The sequence below is a fragment of the Bacillus cereus group sp. BfR-BA-01331 genome (assembly GCF_022663915.1).
Classification (GTDB): Bacteria; Bacillota; Bacilli; order Bacillales; family Bacillaceae_G; genus Bacillus_A; species Bacillus_A mycoides.
The window spans coordinates 1-17,815 of the sequence record NZ_JAKUGJ010000041.1 but is presented as its reverse complement, the minus strand read 5'-3'; the positions used below and the strand labels follow the sequence as shown (position 1 = coordinate 17,815).

Below are 17,815 nucleotides of genomic sequence, written 5' to 3'. Positions count from 1 at the left end.
AACACCCCGAAGTAACGCTCAGGGAGACGAAAGGGTACTTTCGTCGTGGAACTGAGAAGCTCCCACTTCAAGCTTTGCTAAGTGGCGAGTATTTCACTACCCTCAAGTACCAAAAAAAGTCATCCTTTCTAATCTAGCTTATTTAGAAAGGATGACTTTTTTTGATGAATCTCTCGATTCAAGATGAACTACAACCATTTGTAGAGGAATTACAACGATATGTGACACCTGTATTTTTAGAAGAACTTGCAAGAGAAATTGGGTTTGTAAAGCAGAAACGTAAGTTTTCTGGGTCAGATTTAGCCACCATTTATATCTGGATTAGTAAACGAGTCGCTAGCCCTTTTATTAAAACTCAATAAATGTAAGAAAAGTTATAATATTATGTCTTTTTAAATGATAGTTAACCTTTAGTGTATGATTTTCACATTAAATTTTCTTTTTTTACTACGTTTATTAAGAGGAATATTTAAAAATACACTTTTAAATAAACATAATAGCTATCAAAGGCGGGGATTTTCATAGAATTGCTAAATGTTGTGTCAATCATTACTATTAAGACTATATCCCAATGAAATTAGAGTATACTTCTTCTATTCTCAAGACTATAGGCATGAATTTGACAAGAAAATATTTCTGAATTTTTGTATCAGAAGCACCCAAAGAACAAAGCATAAGGGGATTTACTTATGGGAACGGGGGATTTTATGACAAAGAAACAAAAGAAAATATTATCTATCGCATTAGCTACGGGTGTATTTGCTGGAACCTACATTCCAACTGCTTATACGGCATTTGCAGAAAATGAACAAAAAGAAGATTTACAAGAAAATCAAACAAAAAATATTAATCAAAATAGCCTTCCGATAGATTCATATGGTTGGTTTGAGAACCCTTATAAGGGAGTAACTTTTTCACAATTTATAGATGCATTTAATAACAATCAGTGGCAACCTTTATTAGTCAATATTAAGAACAAAGGGGATGCTGGTTCGGGTACTATTTCTTTTCTAAAAGGCATGATGACAACAGGATTATCATTATTACCACCACCAGCTAGTCTTTTAGCAAGCATTTGGAGTGTGTTTATTCCTACTAATGATGCTAACGGAACGGATATGTGGAGGCAATTAGAAACATACATCGATGAAAAAATAGATAGTAAAATAAATGATTATCATAAATATCTTATGGGTGCTGAATTTAATGGGGCTATGTCAGCGATAAAAGAGTATCAACGGGTTCTCCAAATATATAATGACAGTGAAAATAGCTTGAAAAGAGTAGAAGAGCCTGGCACACCAGTAATTGAAGCTGTCCGAGCAGCAGATAGGAAGTTGAAAGAGTTTATTGCTGTTATTCAAACGCCTGAAAAATCAAATGATTCTGTATATCAACAAATAACAGCTCCAATCTTTGTGCAAGCTGCAAATGCTCATCTCTTATTACAGAGAGATATGATTTTATATGGTGAAGAATGGGGAATGGATAAAGATCAATGGCAAGGATATAAGGATAATCAGAAAAAACTTATTCAAGAATATACGAATTATGCTATGAAAGTATATAATGATGGATTGGAAAAAAGGAAAAAAGAAGCTGAAGAGATTAATACGCAACAACCAAATAGAAATACTGACAGATGGAATCATATTAATGATTATGTAAGGGAATATACATTAAGCGTTTTAGATTTTGTAGACTTGTTTCCAGCAACAAATCCTGAAACATATTCTAAAGGCGTAATGCAAGAAAATTCTAGGCAAATTTATTCTTCTATTAAAGGCGCAGTCATACCACAAGGAGGAACAGGGGAAGGAACAACATGGGAAAACATACAAAAGATCCTAGATTCTCAAGAATATAAAGGGGATCTGCACAAGCTTGATATACGATCCTTTGATCGTATTGATGCTATTCAACCATGGTTTTCTGATAAGCAGAATGGTGGTTCCAATTGGACTACTCCTGGATGGACTGGAAATACAAGTGGGGGGGCTTTAAAGACTCTTATAAATCCTTCTGATAATCCGATTACTAGAGTTAAGGCGCAATCAAGCCGTACTCCTAATTATATTGACTTTAAATTTGATACTGGGGGAGATAACCCTTACTTTGGTAGATATTTTTCAGGCGGATCATACAAAGAAGATATTTTTGAATATCCGAATCAAAAACTTTCTCAAATTCACGCATTTAACAGAAGTACCTATCCAGGATTTGAAGGTATTGATGCAGTAGTATTTGGGTTTGTCGACAAGAATCTTACACAGTCGTCCACTTATCTAATGACAAATATGATAACAACAATCCCAGCTGCAAAGTATAACCGTGGAATGAGCAATTTTCAACCACAAGTGGAATCTATACATGCTAAGCAAAAAGCGATGAAAACTGATACTACCAATTCTTATTTAGCATATGGCGTCGAAATTTCTAAAGAACAGGAATATAAAATTAGATATAAGGTTGCAGCTAACGAGAATTCTAAAATCAGTCTTTCACATAGAAAACCTGGTGGTAACTATGCAAAAATAGATGACACTACTATTCCTATTACTGGAAATGCAGCGGACACTGTTAAAGGAGAATATGGTTCTTACAAGATTGTAGAAGGCCCTATTGTTAAGTTAACAAAAGGTGCACATGATTTGAAATTGGAAAATTCACAAGGTAAATTCTCCTTAGATCAAATTGAATTAGAACCTGTGGAACGGGATCAAGTGATAGCGCGGGATAATTTTGACGATCAACGGTTAAATTGGATTAACCTAGGTGGTATTGTAAATGGAGGTATCACAGGGAAAGCTGGTATGATTGGTACAAATGGAGATACTTGGACTTATATTCAAGATCAAGTATTACCATTCTCTAAATATACCTTGAGTATAAAAGTGAAATTGAATTCCAATGATGGAAATGAGCGACAAAAGGTAACGATATTCACAGATAATTTGAAACATGAGCGAATAACAAAAACAGTCGAGCTTAAGGGGAAAGCAGGCTATCAAGAAATACAACTAGAATTTATTACAAGTAGGGATTTAGCAAACACTCATGTTGGGATTCTAACGTCAAATGGAACATCTAATATATTATTTGATGATGTCCAAGTTATAGGTGCAAAAAAAAGCTAAACTAATATGGGTTCTGATGTAAAAACTTTGAAACATATAAAAATGGTTTATCAAACTTGGATATACTGATAGGAGCACCATACATGCCCATCAACAATACCCCTAAGTACCAAGAAAACGTTATTCTTTCTAAACTGATATGCTCTCCTTTAGGTAGACAGATAAAAAATAAAAATCTGTTTGCTTGAAGGAGAGTTTTGTTAATGTCTAAAAAAGTTTACTCTGCGGAGGATAAATTTAACATATTGAAAGAATGGGAGGATGGTAATTATTCACTAAATGAACTTGAGTCCGTTTTTAAAGTAAGTCGCATCAATCGAAGCACTCATCAAGTCCTGAGGGACTGAATCAACGGTTTAATAAGGCGGCCGTCCTACTTTTACACCCCCTACTAGCCGAACTACTAAGAAAAAAATTGGCCGCATCTATGCCGATTTCTTCTCCATACACTTCTGTTTTCAAGCATACTCGTATTTTAGATTCAACTGCATTTCAACTCCCAGATGTATTTTCATCGGTTTATCCAGGTGGACAGTTCCTACATATTCATACAGGTCCAGGTAAACAACATGATCGCACTTACGGCTCTCTGTGTGTCCCAACTGTAACAGCAAATGATTTATGTATCCGAGATTTAGGTTGTTTTCATTTAAAAGACCTTCAATACATACAATATAAAAAGGCAAGCCAGTATGGAAAATAAAATTAACCCAGAATTATTGGAATCATGAAATGAGGCTTTTAAAAGGAATGCTTATTTCTTCAATCACTATCAATTTTGTTTTTTGAAATATCCCTATTTAATCAAAGGGTTATTAAAAATCATATAACGGGAGGATTTATATGAAAAAAATACAATTTTGATATTATTAATATTTATTCTGTCTATTTCCCTTACAAACCATCCCCTTGCAGCCGAAACTTTAAACAACCTTGAGTTTATAAAAGAACAACAGACTAAAAATGAAAGGCTTATTCATATTGATATAAGAGGAAATAATGTGGAAGAATATCAAGAGGCACAACATATGGTTGATAGAATAAAAAAAATAAAAAGCGGCATACTTGATAAATTAGTGGCAGACGGAACATATGTAAAACTTGTTAATTATCCTATCACTGAGTCTGACGAATACAGGGACCTAAAAGGATTAATTCCACGAGGATGGGAAGGGCAAACCAATGCCGAAGGAAAACAATTGACCTGGGATGATGTACCAGGTGTGGGATCTGATATTGGTGGAAAACCTGTAATGGCTAGAATAGGTTTTAGTGAAAGAGGAAAGGGGCATGGTTCCATTAATTTAGAACTTCATGAAATAGCGCATGCAATTGATCGAGTGGTTTTTTTTAATATAAGTCATACTGATTTGTTTGATGTTACTTTCAGTCAAGAGAGACAGAAATTTTTCCCGGATAAATATTACGAAAATAAGGAAGAATATTTTGCGGAATGTTTTACATATTATTATTTTAGCGAATCATCTAAGCAAGAGCTAAAAGATAAGGCTCCATTGACTTATAGATGCATAGATTTATTAATTAAAACTGTTCAAGGGGATTCCAATTCAACAGAACCTATTAATGAACTATTAGACGGAAATCAATTTGCTTGGTCTTTAAAAGGATATAGTGATCGAGAATTCGCAAAAGTAGATTATAACAAGAAGGCAGAGTTAACTATGGTTTTAAAATAAATTCGCGATGTTTATAAAAAAGATACGATGCTCTATCCCTTTAGGTGGTTATCTAAAGGGGTATTTTTATACTAAAAAGGAAAAGAACATCTGAATTGAAGGATAGACTAGGGAACTGTTGTGTGGCAATAAGTTATTCCTGTGAACTACTCGCCACTTAGCAAAGCTTGAAGTGGGAGCTTCTCAGTTCCACGATGAAAGCAACCTTTCGTCTCCCTGACCGTTACTTCGGGGTGTTCCATCCCTAGATGTCCAACGCTTGGACGCTCTTTTGGTACGGTTGATATTTTACGCAGGAACCGAATGGCTTAGTTTTCGCACTCAATTTTCTTCCTGCAACCTCATATATCAAGTTATCAAAGAACTTCATATAGCTAGTTTATCAAAAGCTTTTGGCTATGCCAAACCGAAATTCATCTCCCACCTACCGTTGGGCTACGCCCTTCACACGCTTGAGGAAGGAGAATTTTTTCGGGGAATTCGTTAAATTTAATGTATTTGTAAATGTGGAACAAATTTATTACTTAGATTGTCTATTAAGTGTAATCCTAAAAACTTAGTGCCCAAACTTAATACACTGAATCTGGTTTGACATCTATTTTAAGTACTGCAGAATACGAAAGGACTGATTATCTTGAAAAGTACAAGGATGTTAAAAATAGGGATGTGTGTTGGAATACTAAGTTTAAGTCTTGCAAGTGTAAAACTTTTTACAGGTGAACCATTGTAGGTGGAAGCAAAAGAAAAAGTAGAGAAAACTAAACATACAAATCATGCGGCTCATTGAGAATTCGCACAACTCGAGAAAAAGTTTGACGCTCGACTGGGTGTCTATGAAATCGACACCGGTACAAACTGGGCAGTTACTTATCGATCACCTAATGAACGGTTTGTTTACGCATCTACCTTTAAGGCTCTGGTTACAGGGATATTGTTACTACAATATCCAATTGACAAATTAGACGAAGTTATCACTTATACAAAAGATGATTTAGTAGAGTATTTACCAATTACAGAGAAACATGTGGATAGCGGTATGACTCTTGGGGAAATTGCGGAGGCTGCTATTCGTTACAGTGATAACACTGCGGGGAACACTTTATCCAAGAAATTAGACGGACCTAAAGGATTTGAACGAAGCTACTCCGGGAGACATTTGTGATACAAGTACAGCAAAAACACTTGCTACCAATCTTAAGGCTTTCACGGTCAGAGATGCACTCCAAACTGATAAACGTAAAACCCCTACGGATTGGATGCGCGGAAACGCTACAGGAGACGAACTCATCCATGCTGGTGTACCAAAAGATTGGGAAGTCGATGATAAATCTGGAGCCAGAAGCTACGGAACACCTAATGATATTGCCATCGTTTAGCCACCGAATAGAGAACCAGAGAACCGATTATCATTGCAATTCTGTCCAGTCAAGATGCTATATATGATACTGAGCTAATCGCGCAGACTGCCAAGGTTACAATAGATGCTCTCTAGTGAGGGTATTGATTTTACCTTTGCTTTCTGATTCCCTATATTCCATACCATCTATAGGATAAAATTAGAAGTCGATTCTTTTTACATCAAAAGAATCGTTTTTTACATTCTTTTTATTTCATTACGATTATGCTAACAAGAACCATTATATTAGACGAGTGGTCCAAGAACTCACTATTACAAATATTAGATATAGTACAAAGAGATGAGGAACAGCTCACAATTTCCTTGCTTTAAGGGGCAGCATTATTATAAAGAATAGAGATGAAAATAGTTTGTTCAAGAGTTAATCTTAGTTTTATAGTCTATAGATTAGGAAAATATTGACTGATTCCGATTAAAACACTTTTTAAATATAAGTATATTTCTGAAGGTGACCTCAATAATTTTAAGTAAATCAAAGGGAGAATTGAAAGGCAGGAGAAAGTAGCATGTCAGAAAATTATCGTTCTCGAGAGGAGCGACGACAAGTTAAAAAGAAAAAACACCCCGCTTCTAAAAAACAACAAGGTAAAACATCGTTTTTTCGCAAATTTTTAATCAGTTGCTTACTACTTGGTATTGTAGGATTAGTCGCAGGGGTTGCTACCTTTTTCGTTATGATCAAGGATGCGCCAAAACTTGAGAAAGCAAAACTTGTTAATCCGTTATCCTCAAAAATTTATGATAAAGATGGAAAATTGATATATGAATATGGGAAAGAAAAACGAACGAATATTATGTATAATCAAATTCCTAAATTAGTAGAAAATGCCTTTTTAGCGACAGAAGATGCACGTTTTTATGAGCACAGTGGCGTAGACTTTAAAGGTACTGCACGTGCAGTTTTAGTCAGCCTAAAAGGGGATTACGGCTCTCAAGGTGGAAGTACGATTACGCAGCAAGTTATTAAAAATTACTTCTTATCGATGGAAAAAACGTCAAAGCGTAAGGTTCAGGAAATTTATTTGGCGTATAAACTAGAACAACAATATTCAAAACATGAAATATTAGAGATGTATTTAAATAAAATTAATTTAGGTAACCGTTCATATGGAATCGCAACAGCAGCACAAAACTACTACGGTAAAGAATTGAAAGATTTAACATTACCAGAAGTTGCAATGTTGGCCGGTTTACCGAAAGCACCAAATAACTATGATCCAACGAAAAAAGAAAATGTTCAAAGGGCAACAGAAAGAAGAAACGTTGTACTAGAATTAATGAATCGACATGGTTATATAACAAAAGAAGAAATGGAAAAAGCCTCACAGGTTAAAGTAACAGATGGGCTTAAATCTGCAACAGAACTTCAAGCAATGCCATATCCTGCATTTATGGATGCGGTTGTGAAAGAAGTAGAAAAAGAATTACCAGATGCTAATATTGGATCTGACGGTTTAGAAATTTATACAACATTAGACTCAAAGGCACAGGATTTTGCGGACAAGCTTTTAAATGAAAATATTATAAATTATCCAAATGAGAAATTCCAAGGGGCTTTCACATTTATGGATACGAAAACAGGAGAAGTTCGTGCAATTGGTAGCGGACGGGGTGAAAATAAAGCTGTATTTAAAGGACATAATATAGCAATTGAATTAGATCGCTCAGCAGGTTCAACAATGAAACCAATTTTTGATTACGCTCCTGCAATTGAATATTTAAAATGGGCTACTTACCATCAAATTGATGACTCTCCATTTAAGTATTCAACAGGACAAGAAGTTAGAAATGCAGATAGAAAGCATTTAGGACCAATTACAATGCGTGATGCATTGAAAACATCCCGAAATATCCCGGCTATTAAAACTGCAAAAGAAGTAGGAATTAATAAATCAAAAGCTTTCTCTGAAAAGTTAGGTATTACCTTTAATGTAGTACCGACCGAGTCAACAGCGATTGGTACTAATGAAGCGTCACCAACTGAAATTGCAGGTGCTTATGCGGCATTTGGTAATGATGGTAAGTATACGAAGCCGCATTTTGTTAAGAAAGTAGTTTATCCAGATGGTAAATCAAAAAGCTTTGAGCAAAAGCCAAAACGAGTTATGAAGGATTCTACAGCATATATGATTACTGATATGCTTCGTACTTTTGTTTCATCTGGATTGGGTACAGCAGCTAATATAGATTCTTTAGATGTAGCGGGTAAAACAGGTACAACAAACTATTCTTTAGAACAAATAGCACAATATAATCTACCAGAAAGTGCAACTCGTGATAGTTGGTTTGCTGGTTATACACCACAATATACGATGGCAGTATGGACTGGATATATAAAAGATAGTAAAGACGATTATATTAGTAGTAAAAATACGAAAATTTCTCAGTTGATTTTTAAAGAAATGATGAGCAAGATGGCTACAGATAAGTCGCAATTTAAAATGCCGAAAAGTGTAGTTCAAGAAGGTAGCGAATTACGTATTAAAGGTGAGAAACGTGATTCTTCTCCAAATACGACTGAAAAGCCAAGTAATAATAATCAAAATAAGCAACAAGAAAAGCAAAAGAAACAAGAGGAATTAAAGAAACAAGAAGAGCAAAAGCAAAATACTCCAAATAATAGTAGTGGCCAAGGAAATACAACGTCACCAAACAATGGTAGTGGCCAAGGAAATACAACGCCACCAAACAATGGTAGTGGCCAAGGAAATACAACGCCACCAAACAATGGTAGTGGCCAAGGGAATACAACGCCACCAAACAATGGTAGTGGCCAAGGAAATACAACGCCACCAAACAATGGTAGTGGCCAAGGGAATACAACGCCGCCAAACAATGGTAGTGGCCAAGGAAATACAACGCCGCCAAACAATGGTAGTGGCCAAAGAAATACAACGCCGCCAAACAATGGGGGTGGCCATGGAACGCCAACGCAACCAAGTAATAATGGGAATACAGGAGAGGCTCCAGCCGATAATGGATAATAAGTAATATGAAGAAAGTGTTGGTTCTGTGCAAATTTTAAAAAAAGCATAAACAGGTTGGTAAATGAGGAACAATGTTTAGGAAGTAGCTAGTAATTGTTGAGATTCATTGTACGCTGAAAAGGCGGAGTCTCTTTGTAAAGCGCCCTAAAATTTGTAGAGTTTGTGAATAAATGTCCAATTTTCTATGTTTAGGGGGTACTCCAAGGCCATCACTATCAAGCCATGGCCTTGGAATACCCCCTAAACAAAATTTCTATTCATTATTGACTACTTGATAAATAGATTATGTTTCCATTTTAAAGAGTAGGCAAAGTTTTTTAATGCTTGTTATTAGTTTTGTATGAAGTTAACTTCGATAATTGATTATTGTATTCTTCTAATTGGATTAGATATTCATAATCCTTTTGCAACAACGAAATTTCGTTTTTTTTAGTGTACGATGAATTACATCAATTACTAACGATCGCATAAAATCCATTTGCAATCATACCAACTTTTTATCTGCTAAGAAAATTTGCACCAGTCTCCTTTTGGGCTAGCGTATATATCTTTCTAAATTTACGAATTTCTTTACGATATTATTTAATGTAATGCCTACCCCAGAATCTTCTATAAATTACTATGGACTCCCTCTTGGATTATTGGAAGTTGAATCTAATACTTTACTTTATTTTTTAGGTGTTATTAATAAATATTATTACAATGAGAAGCTAATAGTGAACATTTCAAGAGTGACTATATATTTTTAAGACAAACTGCTGTAGAAAGATTAAGAATTCTTAAGAACTTTTGCCCCTTTTTCTTAAGGTTTGGATTCTAGAGTATGAGTATGAATTCTTACCAGTGGGGTGATTAAGTATGAATACAATTCACTTTCTTATTTCTGTATATAATGAGCCAAAAATCAGTTGGTGCAGCCCTTCCTAGTTTAAGGTTTATTGGAGATAAAATGATTGAAGGAATTGATTTGAAGAAAGTAAATTACATTGTCAAATATGGGCCAAGCACACGTGTATTAAAAGGGAAATTAATTATAAGAAGAAGGAATCTTATGAATTGTAAAATGGCTTAGCAGTATATATTGAACAATATATTAGGGGATTGATATCACTATATTCATTATGTTATTTCTTGTTTTCCGTTTGCAAGTTAACAATAAAGCGACGATAGACATGTCTCACCTGCAAATGTCTTTAATTGTTCAATATTAGAAAAAATGTGGAGGAATAATATGGAGTCAAAAATTCTTATTGTTGATGATGATAAAGAGATTAGAAATCTTATCTCTGTTTATTTAGAAAATGAAGGTCTGAAAACTCAAAAGGCTGAAGATGCTATTGAAGCTTTACAACTGTTAGAAGAAAAGGAGTTTGATCTGATTATATTAGATATTATGATGCCTAATATGGATGGTATTGAAGCGTGTATGAAGATTAGGGAAGACCGCAATATGCCTATCATTATGCTATCTGCAAAATCTGAGGATATAGACAAAATTCAGGGTCTAGCCTCTGGTGCAGACGATTATTTATCAAAACCGTTTAACCCATTGGAATTAATTGCTAGGGTAAAATCCCAATTAAGAAGGTTTAAAAAATACAATGCGTCAATAGATCATAATAAAAGTATCCTAGAAATTGGTGATTTAACCGTGAGTACAGATACACGTCAAGTATGGGTAAGAGGAAAGCAAACAAGGTTAACTCCAAAAGAGTTTGATATTCTCGAACTACTTGCCCGTAACAAAGGGGTTGTCCTGAGCGTTGCAAAAATATATGAAGCTGTTTGGAAAGAGGTTTTTTATAAATCAGATAATACCGTCATGGTGCATATTACAAAAATAAGAGACAAAATAGAAGAGGATTCTAAACATCCCATTTATATTAAAACTGTGTGGGGAATTGGGTATAAAATATGAAGAAGATTAGTTTTAGAAATAAAATAATTATAAAGCTTTTGGTTGCTGTTGCAGTAAGTTTTTTTATCTCGTTTGGTTTTACAATCCTCACTTTTCTATTCATTTTAGATCCATTATTTAGAAAATACGACCATTGGGGTTTGTTTGAATTCAATATCGCAATGTTGTTCTTATTCGCGTTCGCAATCTTTACCTTTATAATACTTTTTTTGATATTGGTTCGAAAGAAAATAGTATATTTGAAGCTCATTTCTGATAATGTGAATGATATTGCCAATGGAAAACTAGGTCTGACAATTGGGATTAAGGGGAAGGACGAATTGACCCAACTTGCTCAAAATATCAACTATATGTCCAAGGAATTGGAAAATACATTTGAACAAGAAAGACGATTAGAACGTACAAAAAATGAACTTATAACCAATGTATCTCATGACTTACGCACACCGTTAACATCTATTATTGGCTATATAGATTTATTAAAAAGAGGGCAATACAACAGTAAAACACAATTACAGGAATACCTTGAAACCACGTATTCAAAGTCACAGAGACTGAAATATTTAATTGATGAGCTGTTTGAATATACTCGTTTATCAGGCATAGATGCTAATTTAAACTTTAATGAAGTCGATTTATCAGGTTTGTTGGAGCAAATAGTTGGAGAATACATTCCTATATTTGAAAAGGAAAGTTTAATCGTTCAAAAATCAATCACGGAAGAAATAATACCTATTTTCATGGATGTAGAAAAAATGGTACGTGTTTATGAAAATCTGTTTATGAATGCGATAAAGTACAGCATGAAACCTTCCGGATTATCCGTATGTCTTGAATTAATAGATAACAAAGCGATTTTGAAAGTATCAAATAAAGTCGAGAAGCCGCCTGTTAGCGATCCAAATAAATTGTTTGAAAGGTTTTTCAGGGGGGACAAGGCAAGAAAAGATGACCAGGGAAATGGTTTGGGGCTTGCTATCTCAAAAAGAATTGTTGAACTTCATCATGGTAATATATATGCAGAATATAAAGATGGCTGGATGTCCTTTATTGTTGAACATCCAATTAAATAGAATGGCTTATGGAATTACAGGTTCCATAAGCTTTTTTTTTATAAAAACTTAAGAAATCTTAAGGATTTTACGGGGTGTTTCCTAATTTTCATAGTTTATCATGAATGTATTCAAAATGATGAGGTGAGTGAAGAAGATAAAAGGAAAGATTTCATTGTAGCTTAAGGGTGGATGCAACATGACTATTTTGTTAGTAGTAAACAAACATAGTAGCTTATTGTAATGAAATAAAAAAACGTAGGAGGATATATATGATAAAACCAGTTGTAGATGTAAAAAACATTCAAAAATTGTACGGTAAAAAAGGTGAGAATCAATCACACGCGTTAAAAGGCGTATCATTCTCGATTCAAGAGGGAGAGTTTGTTGGTATTATGGGGCCTTCTGGTTCTGGTAAAACAACATTATTAAATGTAATTTCAACGTTAGATACAGCAACGGGCGGCATTGTTGAAATTGCAGGTACGGATATTACGAAAATGAAGCAAGGTGAGCTTTCTGATTTCCGTTCGCAAAAATTAGGATTCATTTTCCAAGACTTTAACTTATTAGAGAATTTATCTATATATGAAAACATTGCACTTCCACTTTCACTTCAAGGTGTTTCATCTCGTAATATTGGAAGGAAAGTAGAAAAAGTAGCTGATATGTTAGGCATTACAGCGATACTTCAAAAGTATCCTTCTGAAGTATCTGGTGGACAAAAGCAACGTTCCGCAGCAGCACGTGCGTTAGTTCATGAACCAGCAATTATTTTAGGAGACGAGCCGACTGGAGCTCTAGATTCTAAAAATGCAACGAGTTTACTTGATGCAATGACAAACTTAAATAAAGAACAAGGTGTATCGATTATGATGGTTACGCATGATCCATATAGTGCAAGTTACTGTCAACGTATTTTATTCATTCAAGATGGTGAGCTATATAAAGAAATTCATCGCGGTGGTACACGTGAAGAATTCTATAAAGAAATTTTAGACGTGCTTGCAAACTTAGGCACACAAAAAGCGTAAGGAAGGAAGTTCAATCATGTTATTTAAGCTTTCCATGTCAGGCCTAAAAAGTAAGTTGCAAGATTACATTGTTTTACTTGTTGGTCTTATTGTCTCTATTTCAACTTTTTATATGTTTCAAACGCTAGCATCCAATAAAACGTTCCTTGAATCTAACTCTTCTATTAGGGATATTGCATTTATATTTAAAATTGGTTCCTTCTTGTTAGCAGTTATCACATTTTTCTATATTTTATATGCAAACTCTTTCTTATCAGCTCTTCGCCAAAAAGAATTTGGTATGTATATGATGTTAGGAGCAAAAAAGCATAAAGTTACCTTACTTATGTTTATCGAAACAATCATATTAGGTGCCGCGTCTCTTGTGATTGGAATTACAGTTGGTGTAGGGCTTGCAGAAGGTGTCGGTCAGTTATTAATGAAACAATTAGAACTTCCTGTTAGTGGTTATCAAGCATTTTACATGCCATCTATGACTTATACTTGCATCTTTTTCTTTGTATTATTTGTACTATCAGCAAGTATAAGTAGTATTAAGCTAGCGCGTTTTTCTGTATTACAACTTGTACATGCAGATGCACAAACAGAACGTGTCGCCATAAAAGGAAAAATGAAAGTTGTAGTTGCATCCCTTGGTGTGATTTTATTGGGTATTGGTTATGGATCACTGATCTATATGTCATATGCAAACCCGCTAATTGGTCTGGGATTAATGGCCATTGGATTAATCACAGCAACCGTTGGTACTTACCTTATATTTGGATCACTTCTCCCAGTTATGATTAACAAGTTAAAGAGTAATAAAAAATGTAGTGAAAAAGGCCTCAATGCTTTTACTTTTGCACAATTAAATTTCCGCATTAATGGCCTAACAAATGTGCTTGCAACAGTAGCAATCTTAGTGGCTCTTGGTGCTGGTGGAATTGCGTGTGGTATGGCATTTAAAAACAACATTCTAAAAATGACTGATCAAATAAGAATTTACGATTCAGTCATTCATAATCCAACAGCGGAAGAAAAGAAAATTTTGAGTGGTATCCTATTTCAAGAAAAGTTTGAATATCATTACAAAGTTGATGATAGGTATGTTTATTATCTAAAAGAAGATATAGAGAAAAATCGCCCTTTCATACAAGGTATGAAAATAGAAAAAGTTTCAGAGAGATTACCAATTGGTGCATTTTCAATAAAATGGGTTAAAGGAGAGAGGAACACAAAACAATGGATCCAGGCTTTCAGAACAATCCAGCCAGATTATATGTATCCTGATCATGAAATAAAAGTTGTAGATCAAAACATATACGATGGTATGAAGGGTAAAGAAAATACTGTGTTTATTGGGAAAACAGGTGATTTTGAGAAATTCTTAAAAGAATGGAAACAACTTGATGAATTACAGGTAGTTAAATATAAAAATATGAAATCTGAAGAACTGAATAGTAAGTATCAAACATATAATAATAATCGTGATTTCACCAGCGGAATAATGTTTATGGGATTCTTCGTTGGAATTGCGTTCTTAGCAATGATGGCAAGTTGCTTAATGTTTAAAATTCTATCTGGTGCATCCAAAGATAGCACACGTTATCAAATGCTTCGTAAAATCGGTGTTCGCCGGGAGTTATTAATACAATCGATTTATAAGGAGTTATTCTTTATATTTTTAGTCCCAGCAATTGTGGGTATTGTTCACGTATTAGTTGGTATGAATATGTTCAGAGTTCTTTTGGTTGATCCGTACTTTCGTATTTGGCTACCAATTATTATTTTCGTAGTGATTTACTCGATTTACTATTTTATTACAGTTCAATTGTATAAAAGAATTGTACTTCCGAAAGAAAATTAATGTAATGATATTATTTATACGAAATATCAACATAATCTGCCCCCATTTATTGATCATTCTAAATGGGTTTGGAAATAATAAATGGACTAGCACTACAATCAATAAACGGTGTTTAATGTTCCGTATGATACTGTGTTTTTAGTAATGAGTTTTGGAATTTCCGGAAAGTATTGTTGATAGTGCCATTAGAGAAGTTAAAGAGGAAACTGATCTTGAAGTTAGCAACCTTGTTTATAAAGGACTTTATGAATATGTTAATCCGATCGTCAAAGACCGATATATGATATTTAACTAACACAATTATCGTAGATGTTTCAGAAACTATCCAAAATAAGGGTTATAAAGAATTAGACGTTCGTCATGTTGTAAAATATGGTCGCTATAAAAAAATTCGTTCTTATAAAAAACAGGCTTCCTAAAAACTTAAACAATTGCTAATGGAAGTGTGATCTCATGAAAGAATACATGAGCAATCATAAAAATAGAGTCCTAATAATAAGGGACTCTATTTCTTATGTATATCTTATTTCTGTTATATAATTTACTTTTAGGGGTAGCACCACATCGCTATCAACCTAAGAAATGCAAATACCCCATGCCCATCAAGCTAAGAAAAAATTAATACCCATAGCCATCAACTTAAGATATCGGTTGTTCCCTAAAACGAAAAAAACGAGTTAAATTTACATAAATAACTGCCAAGAGATAAAAATTTCGTTTTGGGGGTACCTCAAAATCTTAGCTTGATGGTGATGTGGTGGCAACCCTTGTAAATTAATGATAGTTCATATGAGAATACAAATAAAATATTAATCTGCTTTCTACATAAATGTTCTTTAATAAAACTAACGGTGGCGTTAGCTTAATAAGCCAAATTAAAAATCGGTTCCTAAACGTAAAGGAATCGATTTTTCTATGCTGTAGTTTTCTTAACGTTGTAAATCCGTATTTTCCTCACGTTATCCCTGGTACAAGAAATCCTATATGATAACCAACACTATTTGGTTCTATTGTTACATAAACCACTTATTCCCACTTTTCGGGGGATGGGCAAAAACACCCTTATATGATTATTTTATCCTGGTTCTCATTTGTCACCTAAACGTTTGTTTATATGACAAGCGAAAATGAAAGCTTAGACGAATAAAGGAATTTTATAAAAAACCAGATTAGAAATAAAAGTAAGCCTATAACCTATTTTTACACGTATCTCGGCTGTACCCCATAATGAAGATTGATTTTATTTTGTAGCAAAAGGGAATAGCAGTAATGGCCAATCGTAAGAAACAAAAAATCAAAAGATATATTAAACTTCTATATTTCATCTATACGTTATCAAATCAACATAAGCCAATAACAATTAGTTAATGGAAGGTTAGGTGGCACTGGGATTACTGTTGTATTATACCCCACAATAAAACTAGGTGGAACAGTTGCAGAAGCCCACCCTAAAGTGAAAAATTGGTTTGCAATTGTATTACCAGAACTAAAAATAGGTGTTTGACCGATAGAACTCGAGTCAATGCCGATAAGTCCCTTTCCGGCAGTATTTTGAATACTGTTACCAACAACTTCTATGAATTTAAATATAGTAAGGTCCGCGTTAAACAATAAAACAGGTACATTCCCTTCATTTACTGTTGTGTTGTTTAGAAGAAATAAACCAAAATTTGTACCCACAAATTCCTCGATATCTAACAGGTGTCTTAATGTAGCGGGAGAAAGGTTATCTTGTGTATTATTGCTTATTACTAAATTCCCTTGAAGTGTGCCTGAATTAACGGTTATATTGGTGATGATGATAAATCTGCATCGCGTGTTACCTGAGTCAGACACAAAGGTGTTACCGTCAATAATGCTTTGCCCAGAAGTTGAGGAAATAATGATATAGAAGTATCCGTTGTTAGGTGAAGCAGCGGGGGCATAGGTAAAATTGCAATTTGTTATCTGAAATTCAGTTGCTTTAATGGCGATGCCAAGTTCGCATACTGAAATTTCACAACTATCAACATATATTCCTGTTGCTAACAAATTATTAATTGAAATAACAGACTCAACACTTAAAACAGAAGGGAAATCTTGGATGATTGACATGTTACGAAAAATAACGTTGGATACTGTAACATTAAACATAGAGATTACAGTATTCAAGGTAGTAATGACGGTAGTTGCCCCTATTCCTTGACCCTCAATCGTTACCGATTTATTAACAGTAACAGTGGTTGTAATTATAAAGGTCTCAGCATCAAGTAATAGTCTGTCACCATTATTAGCGGCAGCTAAAGCTGCATCAATCGTAGTATAAGTCTGCGATGAACCTACAAGTATTGTAGCACCGGTTGGAGCAGGAATAGGTCTAATCATTGGGGAAACTGGTTGAGATAGCTTATAATAGGTGCTTCCTGTTAATAAATCAATATAAATATCTCCCAAATTGCCAATAGCACATGTTGGAGCTCCAACTCCTGTTAAAACCGTAGTACCAGTTGCCGCTGTAGGTCCAGTTATTCCTGTAGGTCCAGTTACTCCCGTAGGTCCAGTTACTCCTGTAGGTCCAGTTATTCCTGTAGGTCCAGTTACTCCCGTAGGTCCAGTTACTCCTGTAGGTCCAGTTACTCCCGTAGGTCCAGTTACTCCTGTAGGTCCAGTTGCTCCCGTAGGTCCAGTTGTTCCTGTAAGTCCAGTTACTCCCGTAGGTCCAGTTGCCCCTGTAGGTCCAGTTACTCC

Annotated in this window: 8 protein-coding genes and 5 pseudogenes; 12 read left to right on the top strand and 1 reads right to left on the bottom strand. The window is 34.5% G+C overall.

Going from position 1 to position 17,815, the window contains the following annotated elements; genetic code table 11:
* Positions 1–164 precede the first annotated feature (164 nt).
* From MR155_RS29090 to MR155_RS29035, 12 genes and pseudogenes are all read left to right on the top strand, one after another.
* A pseudogene (locus MR155_RS29090) lies at positions 165–341 on the top strand (IS4 family transposase); the annotation flags it as partial.
* Between the two features lie 366 nt (positions 342–707).
* Entirely contained in the window at positions 708–3,137 is a 2,430-nt protein-coding gene (locus MR155_RS29085; RefSeq protein ID WP_242311849.1) for an insecticidal delta-endotoxin Cry8Ea1 family protein, read from the top strand.
* Between the two features lie 331 nt (positions 3,138–3,468).
* Positions 3,469–3,822, top strand: a pseudogene (locus MR155_RS29080) (IS4 family transposase); the annotation flags it as partial.
* A 175-nt stretch (positions 3,823–3,997) separates the two neighbouring features.
* Positions 3,998–4,813: pseudogene (locus MR155_RS29075) on the top strand (anthrax toxin lethal factor-related metalloendopeptidase); the annotation flags it as partial.
* A 649-nt stretch (positions 4,814–5,462) separates the two neighbouring features.
* A pseudogene (locus tag MR155_RS29070) lies at positions 5,463–6,326 on the top strand (serine hydrolase).
* Positions 6,327–6,757: 431 nt separating this feature from the next.
* Complete coding sequence (locus MR155_RS29065) at positions 6,758–9,235, top strand: PBP1A family penicillin-binding protein (RefSeq protein WP_242311847.1); 2,478 nt, start codon at positions 6,758–6,760, stop codon at positions 9,233–9,235.
* Between the two features lie 895 nt (positions 9,236–10,130).
* On the top strand, positions 10,131–10,310 hold the full coding sequence (locus MR155_RS29060; protein ID WP_078204041.1) for a ribose ABC transporter ATP-binding protein: 180 nt from the start codon (positions 10,131–10,133) through the stop codon (positions 10,308–10,310).
* A 159-nt stretch (positions 10,311–10,469) separates the two neighbouring features.
* Positions 10,470–11,156 carry a response regulator transcription factor gene (locus tag MR155_RS29055; RefSeq protein WP_061675857.1) on the top strand — a complete coding sequence of 229 codons (687 nt, stop codon included), beginning with the start codon at positions 10,470–10,472 and terminating at the stop codon, positions 11,154–11,156.
* Positions 11,153–12,229 carry a sensor histidine kinase gene (locus tag MR155_RS29050; protein ID WP_201038258.1) on the top strand — a complete coding sequence of 359 codons (1,077 nt, stop codon included), beginning with the start codon at positions 11,153–11,155 and terminating at the stop codon, positions 12,227–12,229. The genes MR155_RS29055 and MR155_RS29050 overlap by 4 nt, the downstream gene beginning before the upstream one ends.
* A gap of 251 nt (positions 12,230–12,480) precedes the next feature.
* Positions 12,481–13,242 (top strand): ABC transporter ATP-binding protein, encoded by a 762-nt coding sequence (locus MR155_RS29045; RefSeq protein ID WP_201038259.1) that lies wholly within the window; start codon positions 12,481–12,483, stop codon positions 13,240–13,242.
* Positions 13,243–13,258: 16 nt separating this feature from the next.
* Entirely contained in the window at positions 13,259–15,088 is a 1,830-nt protein-coding gene (locus MR155_RS29040) for an FtsX-like permease family protein (protein ID WP_201038260.1), read from the top strand.
* A 151-nt stretch (positions 15,089–15,239) separates the two neighbouring features.
* Positions 15,240–15,380 (top strand): annotated as a pseudogene (locus MR155_RS29035) (DNA mismatch repair protein MutT); the annotation flags it as partial.
* 1,043 nt (positions 15,381–16,423) lie between these two features.
* Here MR155_RS29035 and MR155_RS29030 read toward each other — a convergent pair.
* Positions 16,424–17,815, bottom strand: a 1,392-nt coding sequence (locus tag MR155_RS29030; RefSeq protein WP_242311845.1) for a collagen-like triple helix repeat-containing protein, incomplete at its 5' end; no start/stop codon positions are given.

Coding starts and splice junctions, on each gene's coding strand:
- MR155_RS29085 (WP_242311849.1), top strand. CDS start 708: ATGACAAAGAAACAAAAGAAAATATTATCTATCGCATTAGCTACGGGT.
- MR155_RS29065 (WP_242311847.1), top strand. CDS start 6,758: ATGTCAGAAAATTATCGTTCTCGAGAGGAGCGACGACAAGTTAAAAAG.
- MR155_RS29060 (WP_078204041.1), top strand. CDS start 10,131: ATGAGCCAAAAATCAGTTGGTGCAGCCCTTCCTAGTTTAAGGTTTATT.
- MR155_RS29055 (WP_061675857.1), top strand. CDS start 10,470: ATGGAGTCAAAAATTCTTATTGTTGATGATGATAAAGAGATTAGAAAT.
- MR155_RS29050 (WP_201038258.1), top strand. CDS start 11,153: ATGAAGAAGATTAGTTTTAGAAATAAAATAATTATAAAGCTTTTGGTT.
- MR155_RS29045 (WP_201038259.1), top strand. CDS start 12,481: ATGATAAAACCAGTTGTAGATGTAAAAAACATTCAAAAATTGTACGGT.
- MR155_RS29040 (WP_201038260.1), top strand. CDS start 13,259: ATGTTATTTAAGCTTTCCATGTCAGGCCTAAAAAGTAAGTTGCAAGAT.